Source organism: Serratia sp. (in: enterobacteria) (assembly GCF_051654945.1).
GTDB lineage: Bacteria > Pseudomonadota > Gammaproteobacteria > Enterobacterales > Enterobacteriaceae > Chania.
The window spans coordinates 109313-133896 of record NZ_JBOFZA010000093.1 but is presented as its reverse complement, the minus strand read 5'-3'; the positions used below and the strand labels follow the sequence as shown (position 1 = coordinate 133896).

Below are 24584 nucleotides of genomic sequence, written 5' to 3'. Positions count from 1 at the left end.
AGAAATCATATGGCACAGGCACTGTTAAAACTTGCACCGGCCGGCTACCCAGGCCAGCAACCGATCCCGTTACGCAAGGTATTATCGGTAAAGGGGTTGGGTAAGGCTTATCAAGCCCAGCAACGCGTCCTCGATGACATCAATTTCGATCTGCACGCCGGGGAATTTGTGGCGGTGATCGGCCGCTCCGGGGCAGGTAAATCCACCTTGTTGCATACGCTGAACGGTACCATCCCTTCCAGCTGCGGCGAAATGCTGCATTTTGAAGACGACGGCGTGGCGCAGGATATCGCGCAGCTCTCGGCCCGTCAGATGCGCCAGTGGCGCGCCCGCTGCGGCATGATCTTCCAGGACTTTTGCCTGGTACCCCGGTTGGATGTGATCACCAACGTGCTGCTTGGCCGCCTCAGTCACACCTCTACGCTGAAATCCTTTTTCAAAGTGTTCGACGATGCCGATCGTGCGCGGGCCATCGAGCTGCTGCAATGGCTGAATATGCTGCCGCATGCGCTGCAACGTGCCGAGAATCTGTCCGGCGGCCAGATGCAGCGTGTTGCCATCTGCCGCGCACTAATGCAAAACCCGAAAATCCTGCTGGCCGATGAGCCGGTCGCGTCACTCGATCCGAAAAACACCCGCCGCATTATGGATGCGCTACAGAAAGTCAGCGAGGACGATATCGCGGTGATGGTGAACCTGCACTCGGTCGAGCTGGTGAGGGAATACTGTACCCGGGTGATTGGCATAGCCCAGGGCAAAATCATTTTTGACGGCCACCCGTCACAGCTTAACGAACGTATTTTGCATCAGTTGTATGGCGAAGAAGCCAATCAGATCCATTAATCACCTGAACGTCACCTTTACCTTTACACACAGGGCATGCGCAATGAAAAAAGTACTCACACTGACCACCATGATGGCCGGCGTAATGATGGTATTTAATGCAGGTGCAGCGGACGCGCCGAAAGTTTTGAACCTGGGGATCCTGGGCGGGCAAAACGCCACCCAGCAGATCGGCGATAACCAGTGTGTGAAAGATTTTCTGGATAAAGAACTGAACGTAGACACCAAGCTGCGTAACTCTTCCGACTACTCTGGCGTGATCCAGGGGCTGCTTGGGGGCAAGATCGATCTGGTGCTGAGCATGTCGCCTTCGTCGTTTGCTTCCGTCTATATCAAGGATCCCAAGGCGGTCGATCTGGTGGGGATCGCCGTTGACGATACCGATCAGTCACGCGGTTATCACTCGGTGGTGGTGGTGAAAGCGGATAGCCCTTACAAAAAGCTGGAAGATCTGAAGGGCAAATCCTTCGGCTTTGCGGACCCGGATTCGACCTCCGGTTTCCTGGTGCCAAACCAGGTGTTCAAGCAGCAGTTTGGTGGCACGCCGGATAACAAATACAACAACTTCTTCTCCAGCATCACCTTCTCCGGTGGCCATGAGCAGGACGTGCTTGGCGTGTTGAACGGCCAGTTTGAAGGGGCGGTGACCTGGGCCTCGATGATTGGTGATTACAACACCGGTTACACCAGTGGTGCCTTCAATCGTATGATCCGCATGGATCACCCGGATTTGATGAAGCAGATCCGCATTATCTGGCAGTCGCCGCTGATCCCGAATGGCCCGATCCTGGTGAGCAACTCTCTGCCAGCGGATTTCAAGGCCAAAGTGGTCACCGCCATCAAGAAACTGGATACCGACAACCATCAGTGCTTTATCAAGGCGATGGGTGGCAAGCAGCACATTGGCGACGTCAAGCTGGCGGAATACCAGACCATTATCGATATGAAGCGTGAGCTGACCAAGGGCGACCGCTAAGGTTTTCCCCATCGCAGATTCGATGCTGCAGTCAGATGCAAGGGATAACCAGTGGCACATTCAGTCCCCTTTCCCTGTGGGAGAGGGTTAGGGTGAGGGGACAACTCTTTCGCCACAATCTATTGGAACGCGATTTTGAATACAGACTTTGCACATTACTACCAGCGGATCCGCAGCAAGCAGAAGCGTGAAACCCTGCTCTGGTCGCTCGGGCTGGTAGCGCTTTATCTTGGCGCAGGCAATATCGCCGAGTTCAATCTGCATACCGTCTGGGTGTCGATCCCCCATTTCTTTGACTATCTGGCAGAAACCATCCCGGTACTGCGCTGGCCGCTGCTGTTCGCCGACGGCCATACCGAAGGTTCCTTCGCTTATTGGGGCTACCGGTTGCATATCCAATTACCGCTGATTTGGGAAACGTTACAGCTGGCGTTGGCGGCAACGATCCTTTCCGTGCTGGTGGCGGGCGGGCTAGCCTTCCTGGCGGCCAATAACACCCACAGCCCAGCGACGCTGCGTTTTGCCATCCGCACGCTGGTGGCTTTCTTGCGCACCATGCCGGAGCTGGCCTGGGCGGTGATGTTTGTGATGGCGTTTGGCATCGGTGCCATTCCCGGATTTATGGCGCTGGCGCTGCACACCATCGGCAGCCTGACCAAACTGTTCTACGAATCGATTGAAACCGCGTCTAACAAACCGGTGCGCGGGCTGGCCGCCTGTGGAGCTACGCCGTTGCAGCGCATGCGTTTCGGCCTGTGGCCGCAGGTGAAACCGATCTTCCTGTCCTACAGCTTTATGCGGCTGGAAATCAACTTCCGTCAGTCGACCATCCTCGGCCTGGTGGGGGCGGGCGGCATTGGTCAGGAACTGATGACCAATATCAAACTCGACCGTTACGATCAGGTCAGCATGACGCTGCTGCTGATTATCGTGGTGGTGTCGCTGCTGGACTATGCCTCCGGTGAATTACGTAAACGCGTTGTCGAGGGGAAAGCCTGATGTCCGTTCAACCGATATCGAACACTAACTTGCAACTGCTCAAGCAGCAGAACCCGGAAATCTTCGCCAGGCAAGGGCGCTATTTGCGTACGCTCGGTATTATCGCCGTGGCGATTGTGCTGTATTACGTGTTCTTCTTCCTGGTGTTTGGCATTTCCTGGCCGCAATTTGCCAACGGTTGTCAGCAGATTAGCCGCTACTTTTTGCGCATGTTTGTCTGGCACGATTTTGCCAACTGGCCGTTTGGTTACTATTTCCAGCAGATCTTTATCACCTTGGCGATTGTGTTTGCCGGCACCATCACCGCATCGCTGATTGCCTTGCCGCTGTCGTTTTTTGCCGCGCGCAACGTGATGTCCTCCCCCGTGCTGCGGCCGGTGGCGACGCTGGTTCGCCGGCTGCTGGATATTCTGCGGGGGATTGATATGGCCATCTGGGGCCTGATTTTCGTGCGCGCTGTGGGCATGGGGCCGCTGGCCGGGGTGTTGGCGATCGTGATGCAGGATATCGGTCTGCTTGGTAAACTGTATGCCGAAGGCCACGAAGCGGTGGATAAATCCCCGAGCCGTGGATTAACGGCGGTGGGCGCCAACGGGTTACAAAAACACCGTTACGGTATTTTCACCCAATCTTTCCCGACCTTCCTGGCGCTGAGCCTGTACCAGATTGAGTCCAACACCCGTTCGGCGGCGGTGCTCGGTTTTGTTGGCGCAGGGGGTATCGGCCTGGTCTATGCCGAGAATATGCGCCTGTGGAACTGGGACGTGGTGATGTTTATCACCCTGATCCTGGTGGCGATCGTGATGCTGATGGACAAGATCTCGGCGATCCTGCGTAATAAATATATCGTCGGTGAAGAAATTCCGCTTTACCCGAAAAATCATTAACCTCTGCGGGCAAACCCAGGTTTGCCCGTGGAAATTCCATTGAGAAACCCCCGCCGGATCCCTATACTGCCGCCATGCAAGGTGTGCAGCGCTGCACGCCTCTCCTGATTGACAAGCTAAAGGCAATTCCATGATTAACAATGATGTGCTGCGCAGCGTGCGCTACATGCTGGCTATTAACGACGCGAAGATGGTTGAGATCGTCAAGCTGGACGGTTTTGACGTCGATGTCGCAGCCATGGGGACCTACATGATCAAGGAAGGCGAACCGGGTTTTGCAAACTGCCCGGACGAAGTGATGGCGCATTTCCTCAATGGCCTGGTGTTCTTCAAGCGTGGTAAAGACGATAAATTCCCGGCACCGGAGATCGAGTTGCCGATCACCAACAACCTGGTGTTGAAAAAGCTGCGTGTGGCGTTTGAACTGAAAGACGTCGACCTGCATCAGATCTTTACCGCCGTGGAGTTCCGTATCTCCAAGCCTGAACTGAGCGCCCTGTTCCGCAAACAAGGCACCAAAAACTTCCGCCCATGCGGCGATCAGATGCTGCGCTACTTCCTGAAAGGGCTGACCCAGCGTATTCGCGGCGCATAATTCTGCCCCTCACCCTAACCCTCTCCCACAGGGAGAGGGGACCGAACGTGCTACAAATTGACATCTTTACCTGCCTGCGGCTCCAGACGCGCCCCCTCTCCCTATTACTGTGCGCAGGGTATTCCTGAACGCTACATCGGGAGAGGGTTGGGGTGAGGGGGTTTACCTGCCTTAATTGACAGTTCTTTTTTGTACGCGCCGGGTTTGTGGATCATACTTGATCGCATTACACGTCTGAACTTTCTTACTTTATTAAGGGACTTATGGCGACCGCATCCACCACGCTGCCACCGGCGCTGAACAGCACGGCAATAGAACAAAAAATCCTGCGCAGGTCGATCTTCTGCACGCTGTTTATCGCCAGCGCCGGGATCGTGTTTGGGATTCTCTGCGGTTCCATGTCGATCGTGTTTGACGGCATGTTCTCGGCCTTGGATGCGGGCATGTGTTCTTTATCCCTGTTGGTGTCCCGCCTGCTGGGTCAACCCCATAGTCGCCGCTTCCAGTATGGTTTCTGGCATGTTGAACCGCTGGTGCTGGCATTTAACGGCAGTTTATTGGCGTTGTTGTGCCTGTATGCCTTTGTGAATGCCGTCAAAGGTATTGCCGATGGTGGTCGCGAACTCGAGCTAGGTTGGGCGATTGTGTATGCCGTTACCGTCAGCGTTTTCTGCTTTACCCTCTACGTTAAGCAAAGCCGGCTGAATAAACAGGTCAAGTCGGAACTGATCGCGCTGGATAACAAAAGCTGGCTGATGTCGGCCTGCATCAGTTCGGCGCTGTTGGTGGCCTTCATTCTTTCCTGGATGATGGAAGGCACCCGCTATGAATATCTCAACGTGTATGCCGACCCTTTTGCGCTGGCACTGTTGACGCTGGTATTGATCCCGGTGCCCATCAAAACGGTAAAATCTGCCATTCAGGAGGTGTTGCAGATGACGCCGGACAGCCTGGATGCCAAGGTGGAAGCCATTATGGCGCAGCTGACGTTAGAATATGGCTTCCTGGACTATTCCAATTACGCCACCCGCGTTGGTCGCGGGCTGTTTATTGAGATCCATATCGTGATCCCGCCGAGCATGGAAAACTGCGGTGTGCACAAGCTGGATAAAATACGTGACCAGATAGCCGACGCCATTGGTGAAGATAGCCCGCACCGCTGGCTGACTATCTCCTTTACCCACAATGCCAAATGGCTATAGGTTTTTGGCCATTACCCACATCTCAACGGATTGGCTGACGCTGGTATAGCTGTCCTCGCCGACGACCGCCATACCTTGGCGCTGATAAAAGCGTTGTGCGGCAAGGTTGCTTTTCAGCACGTCCAGCCACAGCAGCGTTTGCCGTTGCTCAATGGCTCGCCGCTGTACTTCGGCATAGAGTTGTTCACCATAGCCACGTCCGGCAAATCCCGGCAGGAAATAGATTTTCTGTAGCTCGGCACCGGTAGTGGCGGTTGCCGCCAGCAGGCTATCGAGATTGAGCTTGGCAAAGCCTATCGGCGTGCCATCCTCATAGGCTAACAGCCAGCAAGTTTGGTTGCTTTGCAGTGAGCCGCTCAACGCTTCTGCGGAAAAATCCTTGGCCAGAAATGCCTGCAACTCCTGCGGGTTCTGCCAAAGCTCAGCAAAGTGAGCGACATAGCTGGCAATCCCGATTTCCCGCACGGTGGCTAAATCAGCGGGCAACGCCTGACGGATCGTGAACACGATAACCTCTCTGTGATTAATCCTGAGCGATCGGCTGGTTGCCGCTCAGTGCTCCCCATTCGCTCCAGGCACCGTCATACAACTTCACCTGCTTGGCACCCAGCGATTGCAGGCCAAAGGCTAGCACGGCGGCCGTGACGCCTGAGCCGCAGCTGACGATGGTAGGGGCGTCGATATCGACCCCTTTATCCGCGAAGGTTTTTTTCAGCGCGTCGAGTGATTTGAATCGGCCGTTTTCCAGCAGATCGCCATACGGGATATTGATGCTGCCCGGAATATGACCACGATGCAGGCCAGGGCGTGGTTCCGGCGCTTGGGCATGGAAGCGCGGCGCGGCGCGGGCGTCCAGGATCTGTAACCTGTCGTTCATCGCCTGCTCAACCTGCTGCATATTCACTACGGCTTCAGGCTTAAACTGCGCGCGGAAGGTGGCAGGAACGGGCTGAGCGGGGCCGGTTGCTAATGCGTTACCGCGTGCTGTCCAGCCCTGCAAACCTTCATCGAGCACGTAAACGTTTTGCGCACCGAAATTACGGAACGTCCACCAGCCGCGTGGGGCAGAGAACTGATTGCCTTCGTCGTAGAACACGATGGTCTGCTGATCATTGATGCCCAGCTTACCTACTGCGGCGGCAAAAGCTTCCGCCGTGGGCAGCATATGCGGCAGCGTGGTGTTTTTATCCGCGACATCGTCAATATCAAAATACACCGCGCCTGGAATATGACCGGCCGCAAATTCGGCCAACATATCTTTCTTTGGCACCAGGCCTACCGGTGACATGCGTACGTCAACCAGCGCCAGATTTTCATCGTTGATATGTTGTTCAAGCCATTGCGCGGTCACTAAAAAGGGAGAGTTCATCGCTATTGTTCGCCTGTGATGACAAAGAAGGTTTTCACTATACCTCAACGATCTTGCATATTGGTATGCTGCGGTTTGAAAGGGAGCGGGATGGATGATTGAGCAAGACTTTGGCGGGGCGAAAATTGCGTTGTTGTATCGCGGGCAGGTGCTGGTTTACCTGCGTGATGACAATCCGGAGATACCCTGGCCCGGCTGCTGGGACTTGCCCGGTGGCGGGCGTGAAGGTAGGGAAACTCCGGTAGAATGTGTACAACGTGAAACCGAGGAGGAGTTCGGTATTCTGTTGCCCACCCGGCAAATTGTCTGGCAGCAGCGTTTTGCCGGGATTGAAGCGGGCTTGCCGCCTACCTGGTTTATGGTAGGGGAGATCACCCTCGCGCAGATCGCGGCAATCCGCTTAGGCAACGAAGGTCAGTGTTGGCAAATGATGCCTGCGGATGAGTTTATCCGGCACCCGCAGGGTATTGCCCATCTGCGCCAGCGGTTAGCCGATCGCTTCGGCCTGCTCGGCTAGTTGGACACGCTCGATCAGCGCTTCGAGTTGATGCTCGGAAAACACTTCAATGCCATTTTGGCGCAGCAGCTCGGTGGTAACACCGCTGCCGGGCTGGGTTTGGCCGTTGAATGAACCGTCGTAAATCGTCTGGCTACCGCACGAAGGGCTGCGATCGCTCAGCAGGGCAAAACGGCAGCCATGCAGGCGAGCGGTATCCAATGCCAAATGGGCACCCAGCAGATAACTATCGGTAACATCCTCCCCTAATGCGTCGATCACTCTGGCCTGGTTAGCTATGACCTCTGCTCCATTGGCTGCGGCCGTAATCTCTGCCGGTGGGCGCGGCGTGGAGAAACCGGCAGCCAGTTCAGGGCAGCACACAACCAGCCGCCCCTCGGTTTGCCATCGTTGTAAGGTAGTATCGATAACGGTTTTGCTGGAGGCGTTGTAGCGCACGTTGAAACCGGCCAGGCAGGCACTGATCAAGATTTTCGGCGGCATGATGTGTCTTCTGTTGAGGGGGCGAAAGTGTGGCACCAAGGTCACACGCTCGGCTTTATCATAGCAGCGTCGTTTTACTGAATGCTAGCCGTACCCTCCCACTCTTTTGCCAACCCCTTGCTGTTTAGCCGCCGCATTTTATGAGGGCAGTCACGGATCTGGGGCAAAGTTGACGAACGACTGGTTTTTGAAATTTTAATTTCATATAAGATTAAATTGAATTTTAATTTCCATTAACGATTCGGGAGAACAGGATGAAACAGGTACGCGTCGGATTGATCGGGACGGGCTATATTGGCCGCTGTCATGCCATCGCCTATGCTCAGGTTGGCACGGTATTCCCGTTAAAAGGGGAACTGGTGCTGGAGATGCTGGCGGAAGTCACGCCCGAGCTGGCAGCCCAGCGGGCGGCGGAGTTCGGCTTCTCGCGCTCAACCGCCAACTGGCGCGAATTAGTGGCTGACCCCGCTATTGATGTCGTAGATATCTGTGCCCCAAACTTCCTGCATAAAGAGATGGCTCTGGCGGCGATTGCGCACGGTAAGCACGTTTATTCCGAAAAGCCGCTGGCATTGGATGCACAAGACGCGGCCGAAATGGTGCAGGCCGCGCGCGCCAAAGGGGTCAAAACGCTGGTCGGGTTCAACTATATGAAAAACCCGACCAGCCAGCTGGCGCGGGAAATCATCGCCAACGGTGAAATTGGTGACGTGGTGCATTTCTACGGCACCCACAATGAAGATTATCTGGCCGATCCCCGTACGCCGATAGATTGGCACTGCCGCAAAGCCACCGCCGGTCTAGGGGCATTGGGCGATCTGGCGGCGCATATCGTCAATATGGCGCATTATCTGGTGGGGGATATCGTCGCGGTGTCGGGCGACATGCAGACCCTGATCAAACAGCGTCCCGATGCCAATAACCCGGCCAAGCTGTGTGAAGTCGAAAACGAAGATCAGGCCAGTGCGCTGCTACGTTTTGCCAACGGAGCGATGGGCACGATCGAAACCTCGCGCATTGCCTGCGGGCGCAAAATGGGCCTGACCTATGTGGTAACCGGCACCAAGGGCACGCTGAGCTTCACTCAGGAACGTATGGCCGAGCTGAAGCTGTATCGCCATGACGAACCGGCAGAGCGGCAAGGCTTTAAAACCATCATGGTCGGGCCGAAGCACCCGGATTACGCTGCGTTCTGTGTCAGCGCCGGGCATGGGATCGGTTTTAACGATCAGAAAACGGTGGAGATCCGCGATCTGGTCAACGGCATTGCGGCGGGTGATCGGTTGTGGCCAGATTTTGAGGAAGGCTGGAAGGTGTCCTGCGTGCTGGATGCGATTGCCGCCTCTGCCGAAGAGCGCCGCTGGCTGGATATCAACCGCGACTGACTGGGCGTAAAAGTTGGCCCTGCAAGCAGGGCCAACTGTCGATTAAAACGCGAAGCAGGAACAGCCGAATGCGCCCCAGAAGGCATTGTCGTCACCAATAGGAATGCTGGAGCGACGGGCAATATCATGCTGGTGAGCATGAACGCCACAACGGCCACAACATTGGTGCGCCTGGCTTGATACGCCCACTCTGCTGGTGGCAACGGGCGGTGCCGAGCGGTAATGCCCTGGAACATTAATCACCGGCGACCATTCCGGCAGCACCGGCAACGGCGGCGGTGAGAGCGGCGAGAAACTGCCTGCGGCATAGACCACTTTGCCATCCACCACCGTCATTACCGACTCAATCCCCTTGATCTGCTCTTCCGGCACGCTGAAATAATCCTCTGACAGCACGGCCATATCCGCCAACTGTCCTACCTTGATCTGACCCTTTTTCCCCTGTTCGGTGGAGAACCAGGCGCTGCCCTGTGTCCAGAGCATCAATGCTGTTTCACGATCCAAACGCGCATGGTCGTCATACATCGCCATACCGCCAACAGTGCGGCCTGAAACCAGCCAGTATAGCGCCGTCCATGGGTTATAACTGGCGACGCGGGTGGCATCGGTGCCTAAGCCAACCGGCAGCTCGGCCGCCAGCATTTTAGCCACCGGAGGCGTCTGCTTGGTGGCCTCCAGGCCATAGCGTTCGGCAAAATATTCGCCTTGAAACGCCATCCGGTGCTGCACGGCAATGCCGCCACCGAGGGCTTTTACCCGTTCGATATTGCGCTCGGAGATGGTTTCCGCATGGTCAAAGATCCAATGCAGCCCGGCAAACGGGATCTCGCGGTTAACTTTTTCAAACACGTTCAGCATACGGCCGATCGATTCGTCGTAGGTCGCATGCAGGCGGAACGGCCAGCGGTGTTCTACCAGATGGCGAACCACGCGTTCCAGTTCGTCCTCGGTACCTGCTGGCAAGTCCGGACGAGGTTGCAGGAAGTCTTCGAAGTCGGCCGCCGAGAACACCAGCATTTCACCTGCGCCGTTGTGGCGGTAAAAATCTGTCCCTTGGCCGGGTTTAAGCATATCCGTCCACAGTTGGAAGTCTTCCAACTCCTGTTTTGGCCGTTGGGTAAACAGGTTATAAGCGATACGCAAAGTCAGCTGTTGCTTGTCGTGCAGCTCCGCGATGACCTGATAATCCTCTGGATAGTTCTGGAAACCGCCGCCTGCGTCAATCGCGCTGGTCAGGCCCAGACGGTTCAGCTCGCGCATAAACTGGCGGGTTGAGTTGACCTGCTGTGCCAGCGGCAGTTTTGGCCCCTTGGCCAGCGTGGCGTAGAGGATCATGGCATTGGGTTTGGCGATCAGCATCCCGGTTGGGTTGCCGTTGCTGTCGCGCTGGATTTCGCCCCCCGGTGGGTTTGGCGTGTCTTTGGTGTAGCCGACCACTTTTAGCGCCGCGCGGTTAAGCAGGGCGCGATCGTACAGGTGCAGAATAAATACTGGCGTATCTGGGGCGGCGGCGTTGATTTCATCCAACGTTGGCATGCGGCGTTCGGCGAATTGGAACTCGGTCCAGCCACCGACCACTCTTACCCATTGTGGGCTAGGCGTGCGCAAAGCCTGTTCCTTGAGCATACGCAGGGCATCGGCCAGTGACGGCACGCCTTCCCAGCGTAATTCCAGGTTGTAGTTTAATCCGCCCCGGATCAGGTGGAGGTGTGAATCATTCAGACCCGGTACCGCCGTATGGCCGTGCAGATCGATAACCAGGGTTTCCGGCCCGGCATGTTGCATGACGTCGTTCTCACTGCCGACGGCCAGAAACTTGCCGTCCTTGATCGCCACGGCCTGAGCGGTGGGGTTCTCACGATCCACGGTATGGAATTTACCGTTGGTCATGATCAATGAAGCTGTGTGACTCATAGCGTTTTCCTTTAATGGCGGGTGAGCCATTGGTGAAACAGACGGGTGACGAGCGGCATCCACAGGAATACCACCAGGGCGACGACGCTGGCATCATTGAGCAAATGCCCGGTCAGCGTGCCGCCAAGCTCTGGTAACAGCTTGCCCCAAAACCAGGGCACCAGATTGGTCGAAGGGAAGATCACCAGCAGGGTGATTAAAAACTGTTTCCACTTGGCCGGTGGCCGCACATTGGCGCTGGCTGGGGTGAACCAGAACTCGGCACCGGGGCGGATCTCGATATGATCGCTGCCTTGCAGTAATGGTGTGACTTCCGCAACGTATTTCATACGTTGCGGCGAGTGGATCCAGCGGTACAAATTGTCCAGACTATCGAAACGGACCAGTACCGTATAAGCCTGCTCACTGCCCGAGGGGCGAATGACGTTAACGCCCAGATGGCCGTCAAACTGGGCGGCATCGGGCATGATGCGTTTTAACCAGGCTTCATAGGCCGGTTCCTGACCGGGGGTCAGATGGTGAGTGATCACCAGCGTTACGTGTTGCTGATGGGGCATGGAACCGGCTCCTGAAAATCCCGGCGCGGGGCCGGGAAGGAAATGGGGGTCAGTTAAGGTGAATCCTTGGTTTTTATTTGGCGTTGCGGGCCGGAGCGTGATGCACCAGGGTATAAGCATAATCAACGCCCATGCCGTAGGCACCGCTGTGCTCACGCACCAGGTCCATTACTGCATCGTAGGTTTCCTTGCGTGCCCAGTCGCGTTGGTACTCGAGCAGCACTTGCTGCCAGGTCACTGGAATAGCGCCAGCCTGTACCATGCGATCGATGGAGCGTTCATGAGCATCTACCGAGGTGCCGCCAGAGGTGTCGGTGACGACATAAACCTCATAACCGGCTTCCAGTGCCATCAGCGCCGGGAAGGTCAGGCAGACTTCGGTCCACAGGGCGGAGATCACCAGTTTTTTACGGCCGGTGGCCTCTACCGCTTTAACAAACGCGGCATCTTCCCAAGAGTTCATCGAGGTGCGTTCAATCGGGGTGAGTTCAGGATGTACTGCCAGCAGTTCCGGCCAGATATAGCCGCTGAAGCTTTCGCTTTCGACCGAGGTAAAAATAGTAGGGACGTTAAAGATTCTGCCGGCCTTAGCCAGCCCAACCACGTTGTTTTTCAGCTGTTGGCGATCGATATTCGCCACGCCAAACGCCATTTGGGGTTGATGATCGATAAAGATCAGTGCGGAATTTTTCGGATCAAGCAGTTGAAACTTGGACATAATGTACCTTCCAGTAAGATTACCGTGAATAAGACAGATGCGCTGTATCAATGGAATGAATGGTAGGTAGGTGCCGTTTTCAAAGATAGCGTAGAATTTTTACCTTCTTGTTAAGTTTTTTTATACACGGGAGAACGTGGGTGAGATTAAACCTGGACGCGCTATTGATCCTGGATGCATTGGATCGACATGGCTCATTTGCCGCAGCGGCCGCCGCGCTGTTTAAAACGCCTTCTGCCCTGAGCTATATGGTGCAGAAACTGGAGAGCGATCTGGCCATCACGCTGCTCGATCGTTCCGGCCACCGGGCAAAATTCACCGACACCGGCAAGCTGGTACTGGAAAAGGGACGAATCTTGCTCCGTGCCGCCCAGGATCTGGAGCAGCAGGCACGTTATGTAGACAGCGGTTGGGAGAGCGAACTTACCCTGGCGGTGGATGCGTCGTTTCCTTTTGTTCGTCTGCTACCACTGATTGATGAGTTTTACCGCCATCACCATCACACCCGGCTACGTTTCAGCCATGAGGTGCTGGCTGGCTCCTGGGAGGCGCTGGTCCATGGCTGTGCCGACATTATTATCGGTGCGATCTGCGAGCCGCCTTCGCGCGTGGGCTATGCTTTCAGCCCGTTAGGACAATTGGAGTATGTGTTTGCCGTAGCCCCGAACCATCCGTTGGCTGCCGAGCCGGAACCGTTGCAGAAAAGCATCATCCGCCAGCATCGTGCGGTGGTGGTTCATGACACGTCACGGGTGAATATGCCGCAAAATCTGCATGTGCTGGATGAGCAGGATCAACTGACGGTTTTCAGTTTTGAGACAAAACTGCAGGCACAAGTTGCCGGGTTAGGCTGTGGCTATCTGCCGGTTTATCTTGCCGAGCCGTATCTGAAAACGGGTGAACTGGTGGCGAAAATCGTAGAAACGGAGCGTTACAGCGACACCGCCTATTTTGGCTGGCGAGAAAGTGCGACGGGTTTAGCCGCTGCCTGGTGGCGTGAGCGATTGCAGACTTATGCTGCGCAGAGCGTGGTGTAAGAATGAGGCTCAGTATGTACGCAGCGTGATTACCGGGGCGCCGCATGCTGCGCCCGCTAGCCGCTGATTTTTAACTTTGCTTTGCCACTTTTGTTATTTTGAGCGCCGATCCGCTTCGCAGATACTGAGAAAAATAGCCGCCAGCGAGCCGGAAAATGCCCTCAGCCAAACCCCATAGCCAGTACCTGCATGGCGAACAACGAGCCTGGATCCAACAGCTTAACCAGCAATGGGTCTGGCGGCTGGAGCTGCCGACCTGGGGCATTATGCTGCTGGTTTATGGCAGTTGGTTCGGCATAGTGAATTTCTGGCAACAGCTTGGCCCGTGGCTGGGAGCGCCTTTGTTGACGGTGGCTACCACCTGGTATCTCTCGTTGCAGCATGAGTTGATCCACGGCCATCCCACCCGTTGGCCACGCCTCAACCAACTGTTCGGCATGTTGCCCCTGGCGGTGTGGTATCCCTACGGCTTGTATCGCGACAGCCACATTAAACATCACCAAGATGATCACCTGACCCAACCTGCCGAAGATCCGGAAAGTTACTATTTCAGCCAGGCGCAGTGGCAACGTTTTCCTGCGTTGCTGCCCCTGCTGGCTAAGGTGCGTAATACCTTGATTGGCAGGATAATTCTCGGTCCTGCATTGGATATTATCACCACGTTGTTCGACGCGCTGAAAGCCATGCTGGCCGGTGATTGGCGTACGTTGACCATGTGGTTAGTACACGTTACGCTGCTGTTAGCGCTGCTTGCCTGGCTGCAGACTCAGGGCATTTCTGCCGCATTTTATCTGCTGGCGGTGAGCTACCCGGCGCTGGGATTGACCAAGATCCGTTCGTTTTATGAGCATCGCGCGGTGGAAGCTCCGCAGGCACGCTCTATTATTAATGAGGCAGCCTGGCCGTGGCGGCTGCTGTTTCTCAATCTGAACTATCATTTAGTACATCACGACCTGCCCGGTTTACCTTGGTATGGGTTACGAACAGTCTATCTGGCCGAACGTGAGGCTTACCGGCAACGCAGCCAGGGATTTGTGGTACAGGGCTACGGCAACTGGTTTATCAACCATGCCGTGGCGCCGATTACGGTTGAGGTACACCCGTTTGAACAGGAGAGTGCCGGGGCTCAGCATGAACTGCGATGGACCCATACTGCTCAGGATTTTCCAATCGATCTGGCGAAATAGCCGGAAAGCATCATCAAAGAGGATCAAGCATGGCGATTACCCCATTACGCGCGCGTTTTCTGGCATTGGCATTGACCGTTCTGGCGGGGGCTGGCGCAATAGCACAGGCGGCCGATACGGTACGCGTGGGTTCTAAAATTGATACCGAAGGTTCGTTGCTCGGCAATATCATCGTGCAGGTGCTGGAAGCCAACGGCATCAAAACCACCAACAAACTGCAGCTGGGTACCACCAAGGTGCTACGTGGCGCGATCACCTCCGGTGAGATTGATATCTACCCGGAATACACCGGTAACGGGGCCTTCTTCTTCTCCGATGAAAAAGATCCGGCGTGGAAAAACGCCCAGGCCGGGTTTGAGAAGGTGAAAAAACTCGATTATGACCAGAACAAGATCGTCTGGCTGGATGCAGCCCCGGCGAATAACACCTGGACGATCGCCATTCGCCAGGACGTAGCGCAGGCCAATCAGTTGAAAACCCTGGCGGATCTGGCCAAGTGGATCAATGACGGTGGCAAGTTCAAACTGGCCGCATCGGCGGAGTTTATCGAACGCCCGGACGCGCTGCCGGCTTTCCAGAATGCCTATGGCTTCAAGCTTAATCAGGATCAGTTGCTGTCACTGGCTGGCGGCGATACGGCGGTGACCATCAAGGCGGCGGCGGAGCAAACCTCTGGGGTTAATGCGGCGATGGCCTATGGCACCGACGGCCCGGTAGCGGCGCTGGGGTTACAAACCCTGGAAGATCCAAAAGGTGTCCAGCCCATCTACGCGCCGGCACCGATTATCCGTGAGGCAACGTTGCAGCAGCACGCCAATATTGCCGAACTGCTCAAACCGGTTTTCGCTACGCTGGATGGCCCAACCTTGCAGCAGCTGAATGCGCAGATCGCCGTAGAAGGGCAGGATGCCAAACAGGTAGCGGTCAATTACCTGAAACAGAAAGGGTTGATTAAGTAACTTTATTCGACGATGGAGGCCCCTCACCTACAGGGAGAGGGATTTGCCCTGAGCTGCATTCAGGTGCAGAAATTAATCTGCGACGAGGTTGATGTTGAAGGCGAATACTGTCGTTAAGTTGTAGCACATTCAGTCCCCTCTCCCTGTGGGAGAGGGTTAGGGTGAGGGGGGCATCAGGAGTCATTTTGATTATTTTTTTGAAAAACCGCGTATTACTAACCTTACTTGTTTTGCTGTTGTTGGCGGCCTTTGGCCTACCGTTCCTCAGCTATGCCCCTAATCGCCTGCTGTCTGGCAAGAGTATCTCCCTGATTTCACTGTTGCATGGCCCAGCCCTGTGGTTGCTGCTGCCCTTGCTGGTGCTGGCCGTTCTCAGCGTGCTGACGCCAACGCGTTATCGTGCGCTGCTGACTGCCTGCATTGCTTCCCTGCTCCTGGCCATGATCTTTTGGCTGAGCGGTTATACCGCGCAACAGTTGGCATTGCAGGGGTCCCCGCTAGCGCGCACCTCCTGGAGCAGCGGTTGTGCGCTGATGGCGGCGTTGAGCGGCCTGATCGCCGCCGATGCCATGACGCGCATCACGCCATCGCACCTGTGGCGCATTCTGGGTAACACCCTGGTGATGCTGCCTGCCGCGCTGTTGCTGTTTACTCACCAGTTGGACTACCTTTCCCTGCTCAAGGAGTATCACAACCGGCAGGAGGTATTTGATGCCGCGCTGCTACAGCACCTGACCATCTTGCTGGCGACTCTGGTGCCTGCATTGCTGATTGGCGTGCCGCTGGGCGTACTCTGTTTTCGCTCAAACCGCTGGCAGGGCCCGATCTTCTCGACGCTGAATATTATCCAGACCGTGCCTTCCATTGCGTTGTTTGGCCTGTTGATCGCTCCGTTGGCCGGCTTGGTAGCCGCATGGCCGTGGCTCGCACGGTTAGGTATCAGTGGCATCGGCATGGCTCCGGCGGTGGTGGCGCTGGTGCTCTATGCCCTGTTGCCGCTGGTGCGTAGCGTGGTCGCTGGTTTACAAAGCGTGCCCGCCAGCGTGATTGAGTCTGCCAGCGGGATGGGGATGACGCGCGGGCAGATTTTCTTTGGCGTACAGCTGCCGCTGGCATTGCCGCTGTTTCTGACCGGCGTACGGATCCTGGCGGTGCAAACCGTAGGGATGGCGGTGGTGGCCGCGTTGATCGGCGCCGGGGGTTTTGGGGCGATTGTGTTTCAGGGGTTGCTCAGCAGCGCGCTGGATCTGGTGCTGCTCGGGGTGATCCCGGTGATCGCCATGGCGGTGATCGTCGATTCGCTGTTTAAATTTATAATTTCAATGCTGGAAGTGACAGGCCGATGATTAACTTTGACCGGGTAAGCAAAATTTTTCAGGGGAAACCGGCGGTGGACGATCTCTCGCTGAATATGGCAGAGGGGGAGTTTACCGTGCTGATCGGCACTTCCGGCTCTGGCAAATCCACCACGTTGAAGATGATCAACCGTCTGATCGAGCATGATGAAGGCAAGATCCGCTTTGCCGGTGAGGAGATCCATAAGTTCAAGCCGCAGGATTTACGCCGTCGTATGGGCTACGCCATTCAGTCGATCGGCCTGTTCCCCCATTGGACCGTGGAGGAGAATATCGCCACGGTGCCAAAGTTGTTGAAATGGCCACGGGCACGTATCCGCAACCGGGTCACCGAGTTGTTGGAACTATTGCAACTGGAACCCGAGCTATTCCGCCGCCGTTATCCGCACCAGCTTTCCGGCGGGCAGCAGCAGCGTGTTGGAGTGGCACGGGCGCTGGCAGCCGATCCCGAGGTGTTGCTGATGGACGAACCTTTTGGCGCACTCGATCCGGTGACCCGGGCCTCGTTGCAGGCTGAAATTGCCCGTATTCATCAACTTTCCGGTCGAACCATCGTACTGGTGACGCACGATATCGATGAGGCTCTGGCACTGGCCAACCGCATCGTGCTGCTGGATCAGGGGCAGGTGGTACAGCAGGGCACGCCGCTAGAACTGCTGACCAACCCGGTCAATGATTTTGTGCGCGATTTCTTTGGCCGCAGCGATCGGGGGATCAAGCTGCTGGCGTTGGGCAAGGTAGCCGAAAGGGTCCGACCGGGCGAGGCGGAAGGAGAACCGATCCCAGCCATGATGAGCCTGCGTGAGGCGTTGTCAGTGTTTGTTGCCCGAGGCAGCGAACGCTTGCCGGTGATCGGCGAACAGGGGCAAGCGCTTGGCGTGTTGCATTTCAGTGATTTGATTACCCAAAAGGCCCTGTCATGAACATCGGGCGCTGGTGGCGCGATCCGCTGCCGTGGACATTTGCTCTGCTGGTGGCGTTGGTCTTTGGCATGAACCATCTACACTGGCTGTTTGCCGCCTGGTTCCCGGATCTGGCTAGACCGGTATATCAGCAGGACAGCTTTCTCTCGCTGGTGGAGGCGCACTTATTGTTGGTGGCGGTCTCGAGCCTGATTGCGGTAATGATTGGCGTAACCGCTGGCATTGCGGTTACGCGCAAAGCTGGGCGGGAGTTCCGCTCGTTGGTGGAAACCGTGGTTGCCGTCGGGCAGACCTTTCCGCCGGTCGCGGTATTGGCGGTAGCGGTACCGGTCATGGGCTTTAGTGAACAGCCTGCGATTATTGCGCTGGTACTCTATGGCTTGCTGCCGATCCTGCAAGGCACCCTGACCGGGATCGAATCGGTTCCTGCGGCCACGCGTGAAGTGGCGCAAGGGGTGGGGATGAATCGCTGGCAAATATTGTGGCGCGTAGAGCTGCCGTTGGCGGCTCCGGTGATTGTCGCGGGCATCCGCACTTCGGTGATTATCAATATCGGCACGGCAGCCATTGCCTCAACGGTTGGCACCAAAACGTTGGGCACGCCCATCATTATCGGGCTGAGTGGCTTCAACACGGCGTATGTGATCCAGGGGGCGGTGGTGGTGGCGCTGTTGGCGATCATCACCGATATGTTGTTTGAACGCTGGGTGCGCTACCTTACTGCCTGGCGTCAACAGCGGCTGACGGTCTCATCTTCTGCGGGGTAACTTCCATGGCGATAGTCTCTTTACCGATGTACGGCGTTAGCCACCAACAGGTGGAACCATTCTGGCAGGCGTTGCGCGATAAGCTGCGGCAACTGGGTCTGGTTGATGTTCCCCAGGAGCTGAGTTGGCCGCAAGATTTGCCACAACATTGGCAGCGGCCGGATCTGCTGCTTAGCCAGACCTGCGGCTATCCGCTGGTGACGACATTGCCACAGGTACAGTTGGTGGGCACTTACCATTATCGCGTGGAAGGTTGCAGCGGGGCGAACTACAGCAGTTGGCTGATCGTGCGAGAGGAAGAACCTGCTGGCCGTCTGGAGGATTTTCGCGATCGCGTGGTGGCGTATAACAGCCAGGATTCCCAGTCGGGGTATAACAGCCTGCGGGCCTTGATTGCACCGCTGGCACGTGAAGGCCGATTTTTCCTCCAGGCTATCGCCTCTGGCGCTCATTATCGCTCGCTGGAGATGATCAGGGATGGGCGGGCGGATATCGCGGCTATCGATTGCATCAGCCTTGCCCTGTTGAAGCGAGCGCGGCCACTGGCCGTTGCCGGCCTGAAGATTATTGGCCGTACGGCTGCGGTTCCGGGCTTGCCGTTGATCACCGCTGCGGATACGTCACCCTCACAGTTGTCCATTTTGCGCACTGCAGCCAGCGCCATGGTCAATCATGCGGCCAGTGAAAGCCTGTTAATCGGTGATTTCAGTGTGGTACCGCGCGCCGCCTATCAGCGGGTGACCGAGCTTGAGCAACTGGCGGTCAACGCTGGCGTAACGGCGTTATAACGCGGATTATTTAGCTTGCAGTGGTGCCGTTGGGGCGCTATCGGCAGCGGCGTCGTTGGTAGTCGTGGTCTCTTCTTGTGGCGTCGTAGAGCGGGTGTACATATTCAGCCCGGCCAGGAACACGCCGCCCAGAGAGCCGAAGGCACATAAGGCGATGACGATGAGAAACGCTTTTTTCCGCATAATTATTTTTTCGCAGGTTGTCCAGAACAGCGGGAATTATAGCCCCTTCGGCAGGTGAAACAACCCTCGTTTTGTTGGGGTATGTTGCTTTCAGGTTTGGTGCGGTGCCAGCTCAGACGCGAGAGTTAATATGGCGCACATTCGGTGCCCTCTCCTTTTGGGAGAGGGTTAGGGTAAGGGGCGTTTAGCTGATTGGTTGGACCTTTGCCGGGCGGCCAAACAGGTATTTACCCAGCGTCACCAACACCACCGCCGAAACGATGATCACCAGCGCCAGCCACTCACGTGGGCCCAGCGACTCGCCAGCAAAACCGACGCCGAGCAGCACCGCTACCACCGGATTAACGTAGGCATAGCTGGTTGCAACCGCAGGGCGGACGTTTTTCAGCAGGAACATATAGGCGCTGATCGCCAGCATCGAACCGAAAACAATCAGATAACCGAGCGCCATAAAGCCGCTGAAGCTCGGTATTTTCTCCAAACGCTCACCGCACAATTGACTGGCGATGGTCAGCACCACGCCCGCCACCAACATTTCTGCGGCACCGGCCATCGGCCCGGCGGGGAGCGAAATGCGTGAACCGAGTACCGAGCCAAAAGCCCAACTGGCGGAGGCCAACAGGATCAGCAGCGCGCCGGTCGGGTTGCCGATCAGGTTATTCCCGGTATTGAGCAGCACAATGCCCACCAGGCCAAGGGCGATGCCGGCCCACTCCAGTTTAGTATTACGGATACCCCAGAACATGCTGAAGCATAGGGTGAACAGCGGCACCGTAGCGACCATCACCGCGGCAATGCCGGAAGGCACATCCTGATGTTCGGCCACCGTGACCAGGCCGTTGCCCACGGCCAGCAACAGAATGCCAATGGTGCCAGCGGCAACCCACTGTTTCAGGGTTGGCAGGGCATGACCCCGTAGCAACAGGAAAACGAACAGGATGATACCTGCAATCAGGAAACGAATGCCCGCCATCATTAGGGGAGGCCAGCTTGCCACCCCAACTCGAATGGCAAAGTAGGTCGATCCCCAGACAATATATAAGGTAAACAGCGCCCCGATTAACGGCAGGAGATGACGATTTTTTTGGCTCAGCATGGGTTTATATTCGGTAGGGTGAAAAATCGTTAGGACACTCAGTAAACCTTAAGGCATAGCCGATAAGCAATGCTTTTCTACCCGTTTAATCGTGTCGTGCTGCCAGGCGATGCTCGCCAATCCCTGGCTAAAATCAAGGGATTATGCTGGAGAGATCTGATAGGCACAGCGGCGGGCACCGGTAAGAATATGTTCGCTGCGCTCCACCTTGGCCTGCAGCACCTCGGTAAATACGTTCAGCTCGGCGCGGCAAAAGCCTTGGCAAACCGCTGCGGCGGTACAGATGGGGCAGTGGTTTTCCACCAACAGAAACTCGCCGTTTTGCCCTTCGCTCCACTCGGCCATATACCCTTCACGGCAACGGATAGCCGCCAGACGTGCAACTCGTTCACGCAGATCGGCCGCACCGACCATCGCCTGTTTATAATTGATCCGGGTTTCCTGCTCCCGGCTGTCAATCAGCAAATCCATCGCTTGCTCACCCAATCTGTCACGCACCGTACGCAGCAGTTGGGCGGTTAACTCGGCGTGGGCGTCGGGAAAATGGGCGTTGCCAGCGGCGGTCAACTGCCAGAGCTGTACCGGGCGGCCAACGCCACGGGTTTCGGCCCTGGCTTCTACCAGCCCCTCTTTTGCCAGCTTGACGAACTGCTGACGGGCGGCTTCGCCGGTGGTGCCAAGCACTTTACCTGCTTCAGAAGCTTGCTGTGGGCCGTGAGTTTTCAACAGCTTAAGCAAGCGGTCACTGACCGAATGTGCGGTGCATTCGCCATTTTCCAAGTTAATTCTTGACATATTACAGCGCCTCGCCCTTAATTATTCCAAGATATTGCTTGTTAAATTTAGCCTAATAGCAAGATCAACTCAATGCCATTCCTCTGAAAACAGGACGATAACCGTGATAACCGATGATAACAGCCGTTGGCGAGATCTCTTTTCCGGCAAAAATGCCGCCAGTGCCATCGCACTGTCGCTCGGCGTCGCCTTACATGCGATCAATATTCTGGTCGCGACCACCATTTTACCCTCGGTGGTGCAGGATATCGGAGGGCTGGATCTCTATGCCTGGAATACCACTTTGTTTGTGGTGGCCTCGATATTAGGCTCGGCACTGTCAGCCCGTTTGCTCAGTGGCTATGGCGCGCGCAGCGCTTATCTGGTGGCCTCGCTGTTCTTTATCGTGGGAGCGATGCTGTGTGCGCTGGCTCCTTCCATGCCAGTGATGCTGATTGGCCGCACGGTGCAGGGGTTTGGTGGTGGCCTGATTTTTGCGCTGTCCTACGCAATGATTAACCTGGTGTTTGAACAGAAACTCTGGCCACGTGCCATGGCGCTGATCTCCGCGATGTGGGGGATCGCCACGCTGGTGGGGCCCGCCGTCGGGGGGATTTTTGCCGAATTAAACGCCTGGCGTTGGGCGTTCGGTATTCTGCTGCCGATCATGGTGCTGTACGCCGCCTTTACGTTCCGTATTCTGCCCAAGGGTAAGCCACAGCAGCACGCGGCACCACTGCCGTTGTTGCAGCTATTGTTGCTGGCTGGGGCGGTGCTGGTGGTGTCGGCAGGTAGCCTGGCCAACAACGGCTGGATTAACGTGGGCGGGATTGTGGTGGCGCTGTTATTGATGATTTGGCTAATCCGACGTGAGGGGCGTTCCAGCGCTCGTCTGTTGCCACATCAGGCGTTACGCCGTGGTTCGGCTCTGGCTTCGCTGTACGCCACGGTCACCTTGTTGGTGATCGGCATGACCAGCGAGATCTTTGTGCCTTACTTCCTGCAAACCCTGCATGGACAGTCGCCGCTGATTTCCGGCTATATCGCGGCCACCATGGCGGCGGGTTGGACCCTGTCGGAGATCCTCAGTTCCGGCTGGCGTGGAAAGGGGATCCGTTTGGCGATTATCAGCGGGCCGATCCTGGTGCTGCTTGGTTTGTTGGGGTTGGCGGTACTGATGCCGATGCCTTCTAACGGTCATTGGCAGGCGTTGGGGCCGATCGTGCTGGCCTTGACGCTGGTTGGTTTCGGTATTGGTTTTGGTTGGCCGCACCTGCTGACGCGCATTTTGCAGGTAGCTCCTCAGGCCGATAAGGACATCGCCGGGGCATCCATCACCACGGTGCAACTGTTCGCCACGGCGTTTGGCGCAGCACTGGCGGGGATGGTGACCAATCTGGCCGGCTTTACCACGCCGGGGGGCATTGAGGGCGCAGCCTCCGCCGCTCATTGGTTGTTCCTGCTGTTTGCCTTGGCCCCACTGTTGGCGATCTACAGCGCATGGCGCAGTGCGGCAATTAGCCAACCAACCGCAGAGTCTAGCCACGCTCCGAGCACATCGGTTTCCTGATAAAGAAACGGTGACTGAACCGATGTTAATCAACCGCCATCCTGGTTTTTGCCCGTAGATGGCGGTTGTTTAAACATGGCGCAAATAACTTTATGCAGCACAATAATAAAGCAAATTGAAAACAATAGTGAAACGACAAGTTTGGATATTCTCTCCGGGGCCGAGTAGAAATAACTGACCTCAATCCCAGCCCCGGACAGGAACATTGAGGATAAAACCAGACCGAGGATGACAGAGACGATTTTATAGAGTGTATTCATGTTGTTGTGTTTAGTCTGAAAGGTGTGTTTATTAATAACTCAGTTGCAAGCTGATATCAATATTTTTTGAGGAAGTCAGGTGTGATATTTTTATTTTTTAATGATTGCTGTAAGTTTTAAATGTAATTTACTAGCGTCAATAATCTCAGTGGTATTAGGCTGTTAGTGATTGCTAATATTAATTGAATGTTTAATTGAATCGTCTAAATGGTGATTTTAATTTTATTAGCTAACCTATTTAATAGGGGCGTTACGCTTTTTATCCGGTTCCTTTTACCGTGCCGCATTGTCTGGCGCAGGGGGGGAAGGGCGACATGGGCAATTTTGTACAAACGCCCGCTCTTGCCGAGTGCTAGAATGCGTTTCATTCAGCGGGGAAGGTAAATATGGCAGAGAGCATGAGCCGGAAAGGGCGTCAGGAACAGGCTAATTTTATGCACGTCGACGATCTCGGCGGGCTGGAAGTGCTACAGGCCACCTATCGCCGCCAGACCTTCTCCCGCCATAGCCACGAGGGGTTCTGCGTCGGTGTGATTGACGAAGGGGCCCAGCGTTTTTACCGCACCGGTGGCGAGCATGTTGCACCACTAGGTAGCGTGATCCTGGTTAATTCCGATGATATCCATACCGGCAGCTCTGCCAGCGAAGACGGTTGGTCCTATCAGGCCATGTATCCTAAACCTGAGCTGCTGGCCAACTTATCCCGCGATCTGAAAACCGTAGCTGGAGCCACGCCGTACTTCCCCAATCCCGTCGTACAGGACGCCGGGCTGGCCGGGCAACTGCGCATGGCCTTTGGCATGATGCGCAGTAACGAAAATCGCCTGGTGAAAGAGACATTGGTGTTTTCTGCACTGACCTGGCTGATGCTCCGCCACGGCAAAAGCCGCATAGAACCTGTCGCACAAAGTAAGGCACAAAGCCAGATCGCGCGGATCAAAGCCTTTCTGGACGATTTCCCCGAGGCCAATATCTCCCTGCTGGAATTGGCCGATAAGGCCGGGCTCAGCCCTTATTACCTGTTACGTCAGTTTCAACAGGCCACCGGTTTACCTCCTCATGCCTATCAGATCCAGGCACGTTTGCGTAAAGGGCGCCAGATGTTAAAGGCGGGCAGTGGTGTGCTGGAAACGGCGCTGGCCTGTGGTTTCCACGATCAGAGTCATTTCCACCGTCATTTTCGTAAGTCCATTGGCGTGACGCCCGGCGACTATGTCAAGTCGCTGAGATAAATGCGCAA

The 24584-nt window shown here is 55.9% G+C and carries 26 protein-coding genes; 17 read left to right on the top strand and 9 right to left on the bottom strand.

What is annotated here, in order from left to right; all coding sequences use genetic code 11:
* Positions 1 to 9: 9 nt before the first annotated feature.
* From phnC to ACRDCA_RS24100, 6 genes are all read left to right on the top strand, one after another.
* A complete protein-coding gene (gene phnC / locus ACRDCA_RS24125) occupies positions 10 to 843 on the top strand; it encodes a phosphonate ABC transporter ATP-binding protein (protein WP_438691812.1) in 834 nt (277 codons plus the stop codon).
* A 43-nt stretch (positions 844 to 886) separates the two neighbouring features.
* Complete coding sequence (gene phnD / locus ACRDCA_RS24120; protein WP_438691811.1) at positions 887 to 1819, top strand: phosphonate ABC transporter substrate-binding protein; 933 nt, start codon at positions 887 to 889, stop codon at positions 1817 to 1819.
* 135 nt (positions 1820 to 1954) lie between these two features.
* On the top strand, positions 1955 to 2818 hold the full coding sequence (phnE, locus tag ACRDCA_RS24115; RefSeq protein ID WP_438691810.1) for a phosphonate ABC transporter, permease protein PhnE: 864 nt from the start codon (positions 1955 to 1957) through the stop codon (positions 2816 to 2818).
* Positions 2818 to 3705, top strand: a complete 888-nt coding sequence (gene phnE / locus ACRDCA_RS24110) for a phosphonate ABC transporter, permease protein PhnE (RefSeq protein WP_438691809.1) — start codon at positions 2818 to 2820, stop codon at positions 3703 to 3705. Before phnE (ACRDCA_RS24115) ends, phnE (ACRDCA_RS24110) begins: the two co-directional genes overlap by 1 nt.
* A gap of 130 nt (positions 3706 to 3835) precedes the next feature.
* Entirely contained in the window at positions 3836 to 4300 is a 465-nt protein-coding gene (locus ACRDCA_RS24105) for a DUF1456 family protein (protein ID WP_438691808.1), read from the top strand.
* Positions 4301 to 4563: 263 nt separating this feature from the next.
* Complete coding sequence (locus ACRDCA_RS24100; RefSeq protein WP_438691807.1) at positions 4564 to 5502, top strand: cation diffusion facilitator family transporter; 939 nt, start codon at positions 4564 to 4566, stop codon at positions 5500 to 5502.
* Here the strand turns inward: ACRDCA_RS24100 and ACRDCA_RS24095 are convergent.
* Both ACRDCA_RS24095 and sseA read right to left on the bottom strand, forming a co-directional pair.
* The gene (locus ACRDCA_RS24095; protein WP_438691806.1) at positions 5497 to 6009 is read right to left on the bottom strand and encodes a GNAT family N-acetyltransferase; all 513 of its coding nucleotides are present in this window, start codon (positions 6007 to 6009) and stop codon (positions 5497 to 5499) included. The two genes, ACRDCA_RS24100 and ACRDCA_RS24095, sit on opposite strands and share 6 nt — an antisense overlap.
* Before the next feature lie 16 nt (positions 6010 to 6025).
* Entirely contained in the window at positions 6026 to 6871 is an 846-nt protein-coding gene (gene sseA / locus ACRDCA_RS24090) for a 3-mercaptopyruvate sulfurtransferase (protein ID WP_438691805.1), read from the bottom strand.
* A 94-nt stretch (positions 6872 to 6965) separates the two neighbouring features.
* Here sseA and ACRDCA_RS24085 point away from each other — a divergent pair, with 94 nt between their 5' ends.
* Entirely contained in the window at positions 6966 to 7388 is a 423-nt protein-coding gene (locus ACRDCA_RS24085; RefSeq protein ID WP_438691804.1) for an NUDIX hydrolase, read from the top strand.
* On the opposite strand, the gene ACRDCA_RS24080 is transcribed toward ACRDCA_RS24085, so the two are convergent.
* Positions 7359 to 7871: a DUF523 domain-containing protein gene (locus tag ACRDCA_RS24080; RefSeq protein ID WP_438691803.1), complete on the bottom strand. Its 513-nt coding sequence runs from the start codon at positions 7869 to 7871 to the stop codon at positions 7359 to 7361. The genes ACRDCA_RS24085 and ACRDCA_RS24080 overlap by 30 nt on opposite strands.
* 254 nt (positions 7872 to 8125) lie before the next feature.
* Here ACRDCA_RS24080 and ACRDCA_RS24075 point away from each other — a divergent pair, with 254 nt between their 5' ends.
* Positions 8126 to 9256, top strand: a complete 1131-nt coding sequence (locus ACRDCA_RS24075; RefSeq protein ID WP_438691802.1) for a Gfo/Idh/MocA family protein — start codon at positions 8126 to 8128, stop codon at positions 9254 to 9256.
* Between the two features lie 42 nt (positions 9257 to 9298).
* On the opposite strand, the gene ACRDCA_RS24070 is transcribed toward ACRDCA_RS24075, so the two are convergent.
* The 3 genes from ACRDCA_RS24070 to ACRDCA_RS24060 form a co-directional block, all read right to left on the bottom strand.
* Complete coding sequence (locus tag ACRDCA_RS24070; protein WP_438691801.1) at positions 9299 to 11170, bottom strand: amidohydrolase; 1872 nt, start codon at positions 11168 to 11170, stop codon at positions 9299 to 9301.
* Positions 11171 to 11181: 11 nt separating this feature from the next.
* A complete protein-coding gene (locus ACRDCA_RS24065; protein ID WP_438691800.1) occupies positions 11182 to 11727 on the bottom strand; it encodes an antibiotic biosynthesis monooxygenase in 546 nt (181 codons plus the stop codon).
* Positions 11728 to 11800: 73 nt separating this feature from the next.
* Positions 11801 to 12445, bottom strand: a complete 645-nt coding sequence (locus tag ACRDCA_RS24060) for a hydrolase (protein ID WP_438691799.1) — start codon at positions 12443 to 12445, stop codon at positions 11801 to 11803.
* A 140-nt stretch (positions 12446 to 12585) separates the two neighbouring features.
* Between ACRDCA_RS24060 and ACRDCA_RS24055 the strand changes: the two genes are divergently transcribed.
* The 7 genes from ACRDCA_RS24055 to ACRDCA_RS24025 all read left to right on the top strand — a co-directional run bounded on the left by ACRDCA_RS24055 (position 12586) and on the right by ACRDCA_RS24025 (position 19461).
* A complete protein-coding gene (locus ACRDCA_RS24055; RefSeq protein WP_438691798.1) occupies positions 12586 to 13482 on the top strand; it encodes a LysR substrate-binding domain-containing protein in 897 nt (298 codons plus the stop codon).
* Positions 13483 to 13637: 155 nt separating this feature from the next.
* Positions 13638 to 14669, top strand: a complete 1032-nt coding sequence (locus tag ACRDCA_RS24050; RefSeq protein ID WP_438691797.1) for a fatty acid desaturase — start codon at positions 13638 to 13640, stop codon at positions 14667 to 14669.
* Positions 14670 to 14698: 29 nt separating this feature from the next.
* Entirely contained in the window at positions 14699 to 15628 is a 930-nt protein-coding gene (gene osmF, locus ACRDCA_RS24045; RefSeq protein WP_438691796.1) for a glycine betaine ABC transporter substrate-binding protein OsmF, read from the top strand.
* Between the two features lie 191 nt (positions 15629 to 15819).
* Positions 15820 to 16974: an ABC transporter permease gene (locus ACRDCA_RS24040; protein ID WP_438691842.1), complete on the top strand. Its 1155-nt coding sequence runs from the start codon at positions 15820 to 15822 to the stop codon at positions 16972 to 16974.
* Positions 16971 to 17906, top strand: coding sequence for an ABC transporter ATP-binding protein (locus ACRDCA_RS24035; RefSeq protein WP_438691795.1), 936 nt, complete (start codon positions 16971 to 16973; stop codon positions 17904 to 17906). The genes ACRDCA_RS24040 and ACRDCA_RS24035 overlap by 4 nt, the downstream gene beginning before the upstream one ends.
* Complete coding sequence (locus tag ACRDCA_RS24030; protein WP_438691794.1) at positions 17903 to 18673, top strand: ABC transporter permease; 771 nt, start codon at positions 17903 to 17905, stop codon at positions 18671 to 18673. The genes ACRDCA_RS24035 and ACRDCA_RS24030 overlap by 4 nt, the downstream gene beginning before the upstream one ends.
* 5 nt (positions 18674 to 18678) lie before the next feature.
* Positions 18679 to 19461 (top strand): phosphate/phosphite/phosphonate ABC transporter substrate-binding protein, encoded by a 783-nt coding sequence (locus ACRDCA_RS24025; RefSeq protein ID WP_438691793.1) that lies wholly within the window; start codon positions 18679 to 18681, stop codon positions 19459 to 19461.
* A 6-nt stretch (positions 19462 to 19467) separates the two neighbouring features.
* Here the strand turns inward: ACRDCA_RS24025 and ACRDCA_RS24020 are convergent, their stop codons facing one another.
* The 3 genes from ACRDCA_RS24020 to ACRDCA_RS24010 form a co-directional block, all read right to left on the bottom strand.
* Entirely contained in the window at positions 19468 to 19644 is a 177-nt protein-coding gene (locus tag ACRDCA_RS24020) for a hypothetical protein (RefSeq protein ID WP_438691792.1), read from the bottom strand.
* A gap of 184 nt (positions 19645 to 19828) precedes the next feature.
* On the bottom strand, positions 19829 to 20740 hold the full coding sequence (yedA, locus tag ACRDCA_RS24015) for a drug/metabolite exporter YedA (protein WP_438691791.1): 912 nt from the start codon (positions 20738 to 20740) through the stop codon (positions 19829 to 19831).
* 141 nt (positions 20741 to 20881) lie between these two features.
* Entirely contained in the window at positions 20882 to 21535 is a 654-nt protein-coding gene (locus ACRDCA_RS24010; protein WP_438691790.1) for a helix-turn-helix transcriptional regulator, read from the bottom strand.
* A 103-nt stretch (positions 21536 to 21638) separates the two neighbouring features.
* Between ACRDCA_RS24010 and ACRDCA_RS24005 the strand changes: the two genes are divergently transcribed.
* Positions 21639 to 23084, top strand: coding sequence for an MFS transporter (locus ACRDCA_RS24005; RefSeq protein ID WP_438691789.1), 1446 nt, complete (start codon positions 21639 to 21641; stop codon positions 23082 to 23084).
* Between the two features lie 646 nt (positions 23085 to 23730).
* Positions 23731 to 24576, top strand: coding sequence for an AraC family transcriptional regulator (locus ACRDCA_RS24000; protein WP_438691788.1), 846 nt, complete (start codon positions 23731 to 23733; stop codon positions 24574 to 24576).
* Positions 24577 to 24584 lie beyond the last annotated feature (8 nt).

Excerpts from the sequence above, each read along its gene's own strand:
- phnC (WP_438691812.1), top strand. The coding sequence starts at position 10 with ATGGCACAGGCACTGTTAAAACTTGCACCGGCCGGCTACCCAGGCCAG.
- phnD (WP_438691811.1), top strand. The coding sequence starts at position 887 with ATGAAAAAAGTACTCACACTGACCACCATGATGGCCGGCGTAATGATG.
- phnE (WP_438691809.1), top strand. The coding sequence starts at position 2,818 with ATGTCCGTTCAACCGATATCGAACACTAACTTGCAACTGCTCAAGCAG.
- ACRDCA_RS24105 (WP_438691808.1), top strand. The coding sequence starts at position 3,836 with ATGATTAACAATGATGTGCTGCGCAGCGTGCGCTACATGCTGGCTATT.
- ACRDCA_RS24100 (WP_438691807.1), top strand. The coding sequence starts at position 4,564 with ATGGCGACCGCATCCACCACGCTGCCACCGGCGCTGAACAGCACGGCA.
- sseA (WP_438691805.1), bottom strand. The coding sequence starts at position 6,871 with ATGAACTCTCCCTTTTTAGTGACCGCGCAATGGCTTGAACAACATATC.
- ACRDCA_RS24085 (WP_438691804.1), top strand. The coding sequence starts at position 6,966 with ATGATTGAGCAAGACTTTGGCGGGGCGAAAATTGCGTTGTTGTATCGC.
- ACRDCA_RS24080 (WP_438691803.1), bottom strand. The coding sequence starts at position 7,871 with ATGCCGCCGAAAATCTTGATCAGTGCCTGCCTGGCCGGTTTCAACGTG.
- ACRDCA_RS24075 (WP_438691802.1), top strand. The coding sequence starts at position 8,126 with ATGAAACAGGTACGCGTCGGATTGATCGGGACGGGCTATATTGGCCGC.
- ACRDCA_RS24070 (WP_438691801.1), bottom strand. The coding sequence starts at position 11,170 with ATGAGTCACACAGCTTCATTGATCATGACCAACGGTAAATTCCATACC.
- ACRDCA_RS24065 (WP_438691800.1), bottom strand. The coding sequence starts at position 11,727 with ATGCCCCATCAGCAACACGTAACGCTGGTGATCACTCACCATCTGACC.
- ACRDCA_RS24060 (WP_438691799.1), bottom strand. The coding sequence starts at position 12,445 with ATGTCCAAGTTTCAACTGCTTGATCCGAAAAATTCCGCACTGATCTTT.
- ACRDCA_RS24050 (WP_438691797.1), top strand. The coding sequence starts at position 13,638 with ATGCCCTCAGCCAAACCCCATAGCCAGTACCTGCATGGCGAACAACGA.
- osmF (WP_438691796.1), top strand. The coding sequence starts at position 14,699 with ATGGCGATTACCCCATTACGCGCGCGTTTTCTGGCATTGGCATTGACC.
- ACRDCA_RS24035 (WP_438691795.1), top strand. The coding sequence starts at position 16,971 with ATGATTAACTTTGACCGGGTAAGCAAAATTTTTCAGGGGAAACCGGCG.
- ACRDCA_RS24030 (WP_438691794.1), top strand. The coding sequence starts at position 17,903 with ATGAACATCGGGCGCTGGTGGCGCGATCCGCTGCCGTGGACATTTGCT.
- ACRDCA_RS24025 (WP_438691793.1), top strand. The coding sequence starts at position 18,679 with ATGGCGATAGTCTCTTTACCGATGTACGGCGTTAGCCACCAACAGGTG.
- ACRDCA_RS24020 (WP_438691792.1), bottom strand. The coding sequence starts at position 19,644 with ATGCGGAAAAAAGCGTTTCTCATCGTCATCGCCTTATGTGCCTTCGGC.
- yedA (WP_438691791.1), bottom strand. The coding sequence starts at position 20,740 with ATGCTGAGCCAAAAAAATCGTCATCTCCTGCCGTTAATCGGGGCGCTG.
- ACRDCA_RS24010 (WP_438691790.1), bottom strand. The coding sequence starts at position 21,535 with ATGTCAAGAATTAACTTGGAAAATGGCGAATGCACCGCACATTCGGTC.
- ACRDCA_RS24000 (WP_438691788.1), top strand. The coding sequence starts at position 23,731 with ATGGCAGAGAGCATGAGCCGGAAAGGGCGTCAGGAACAGGCTAATTTT.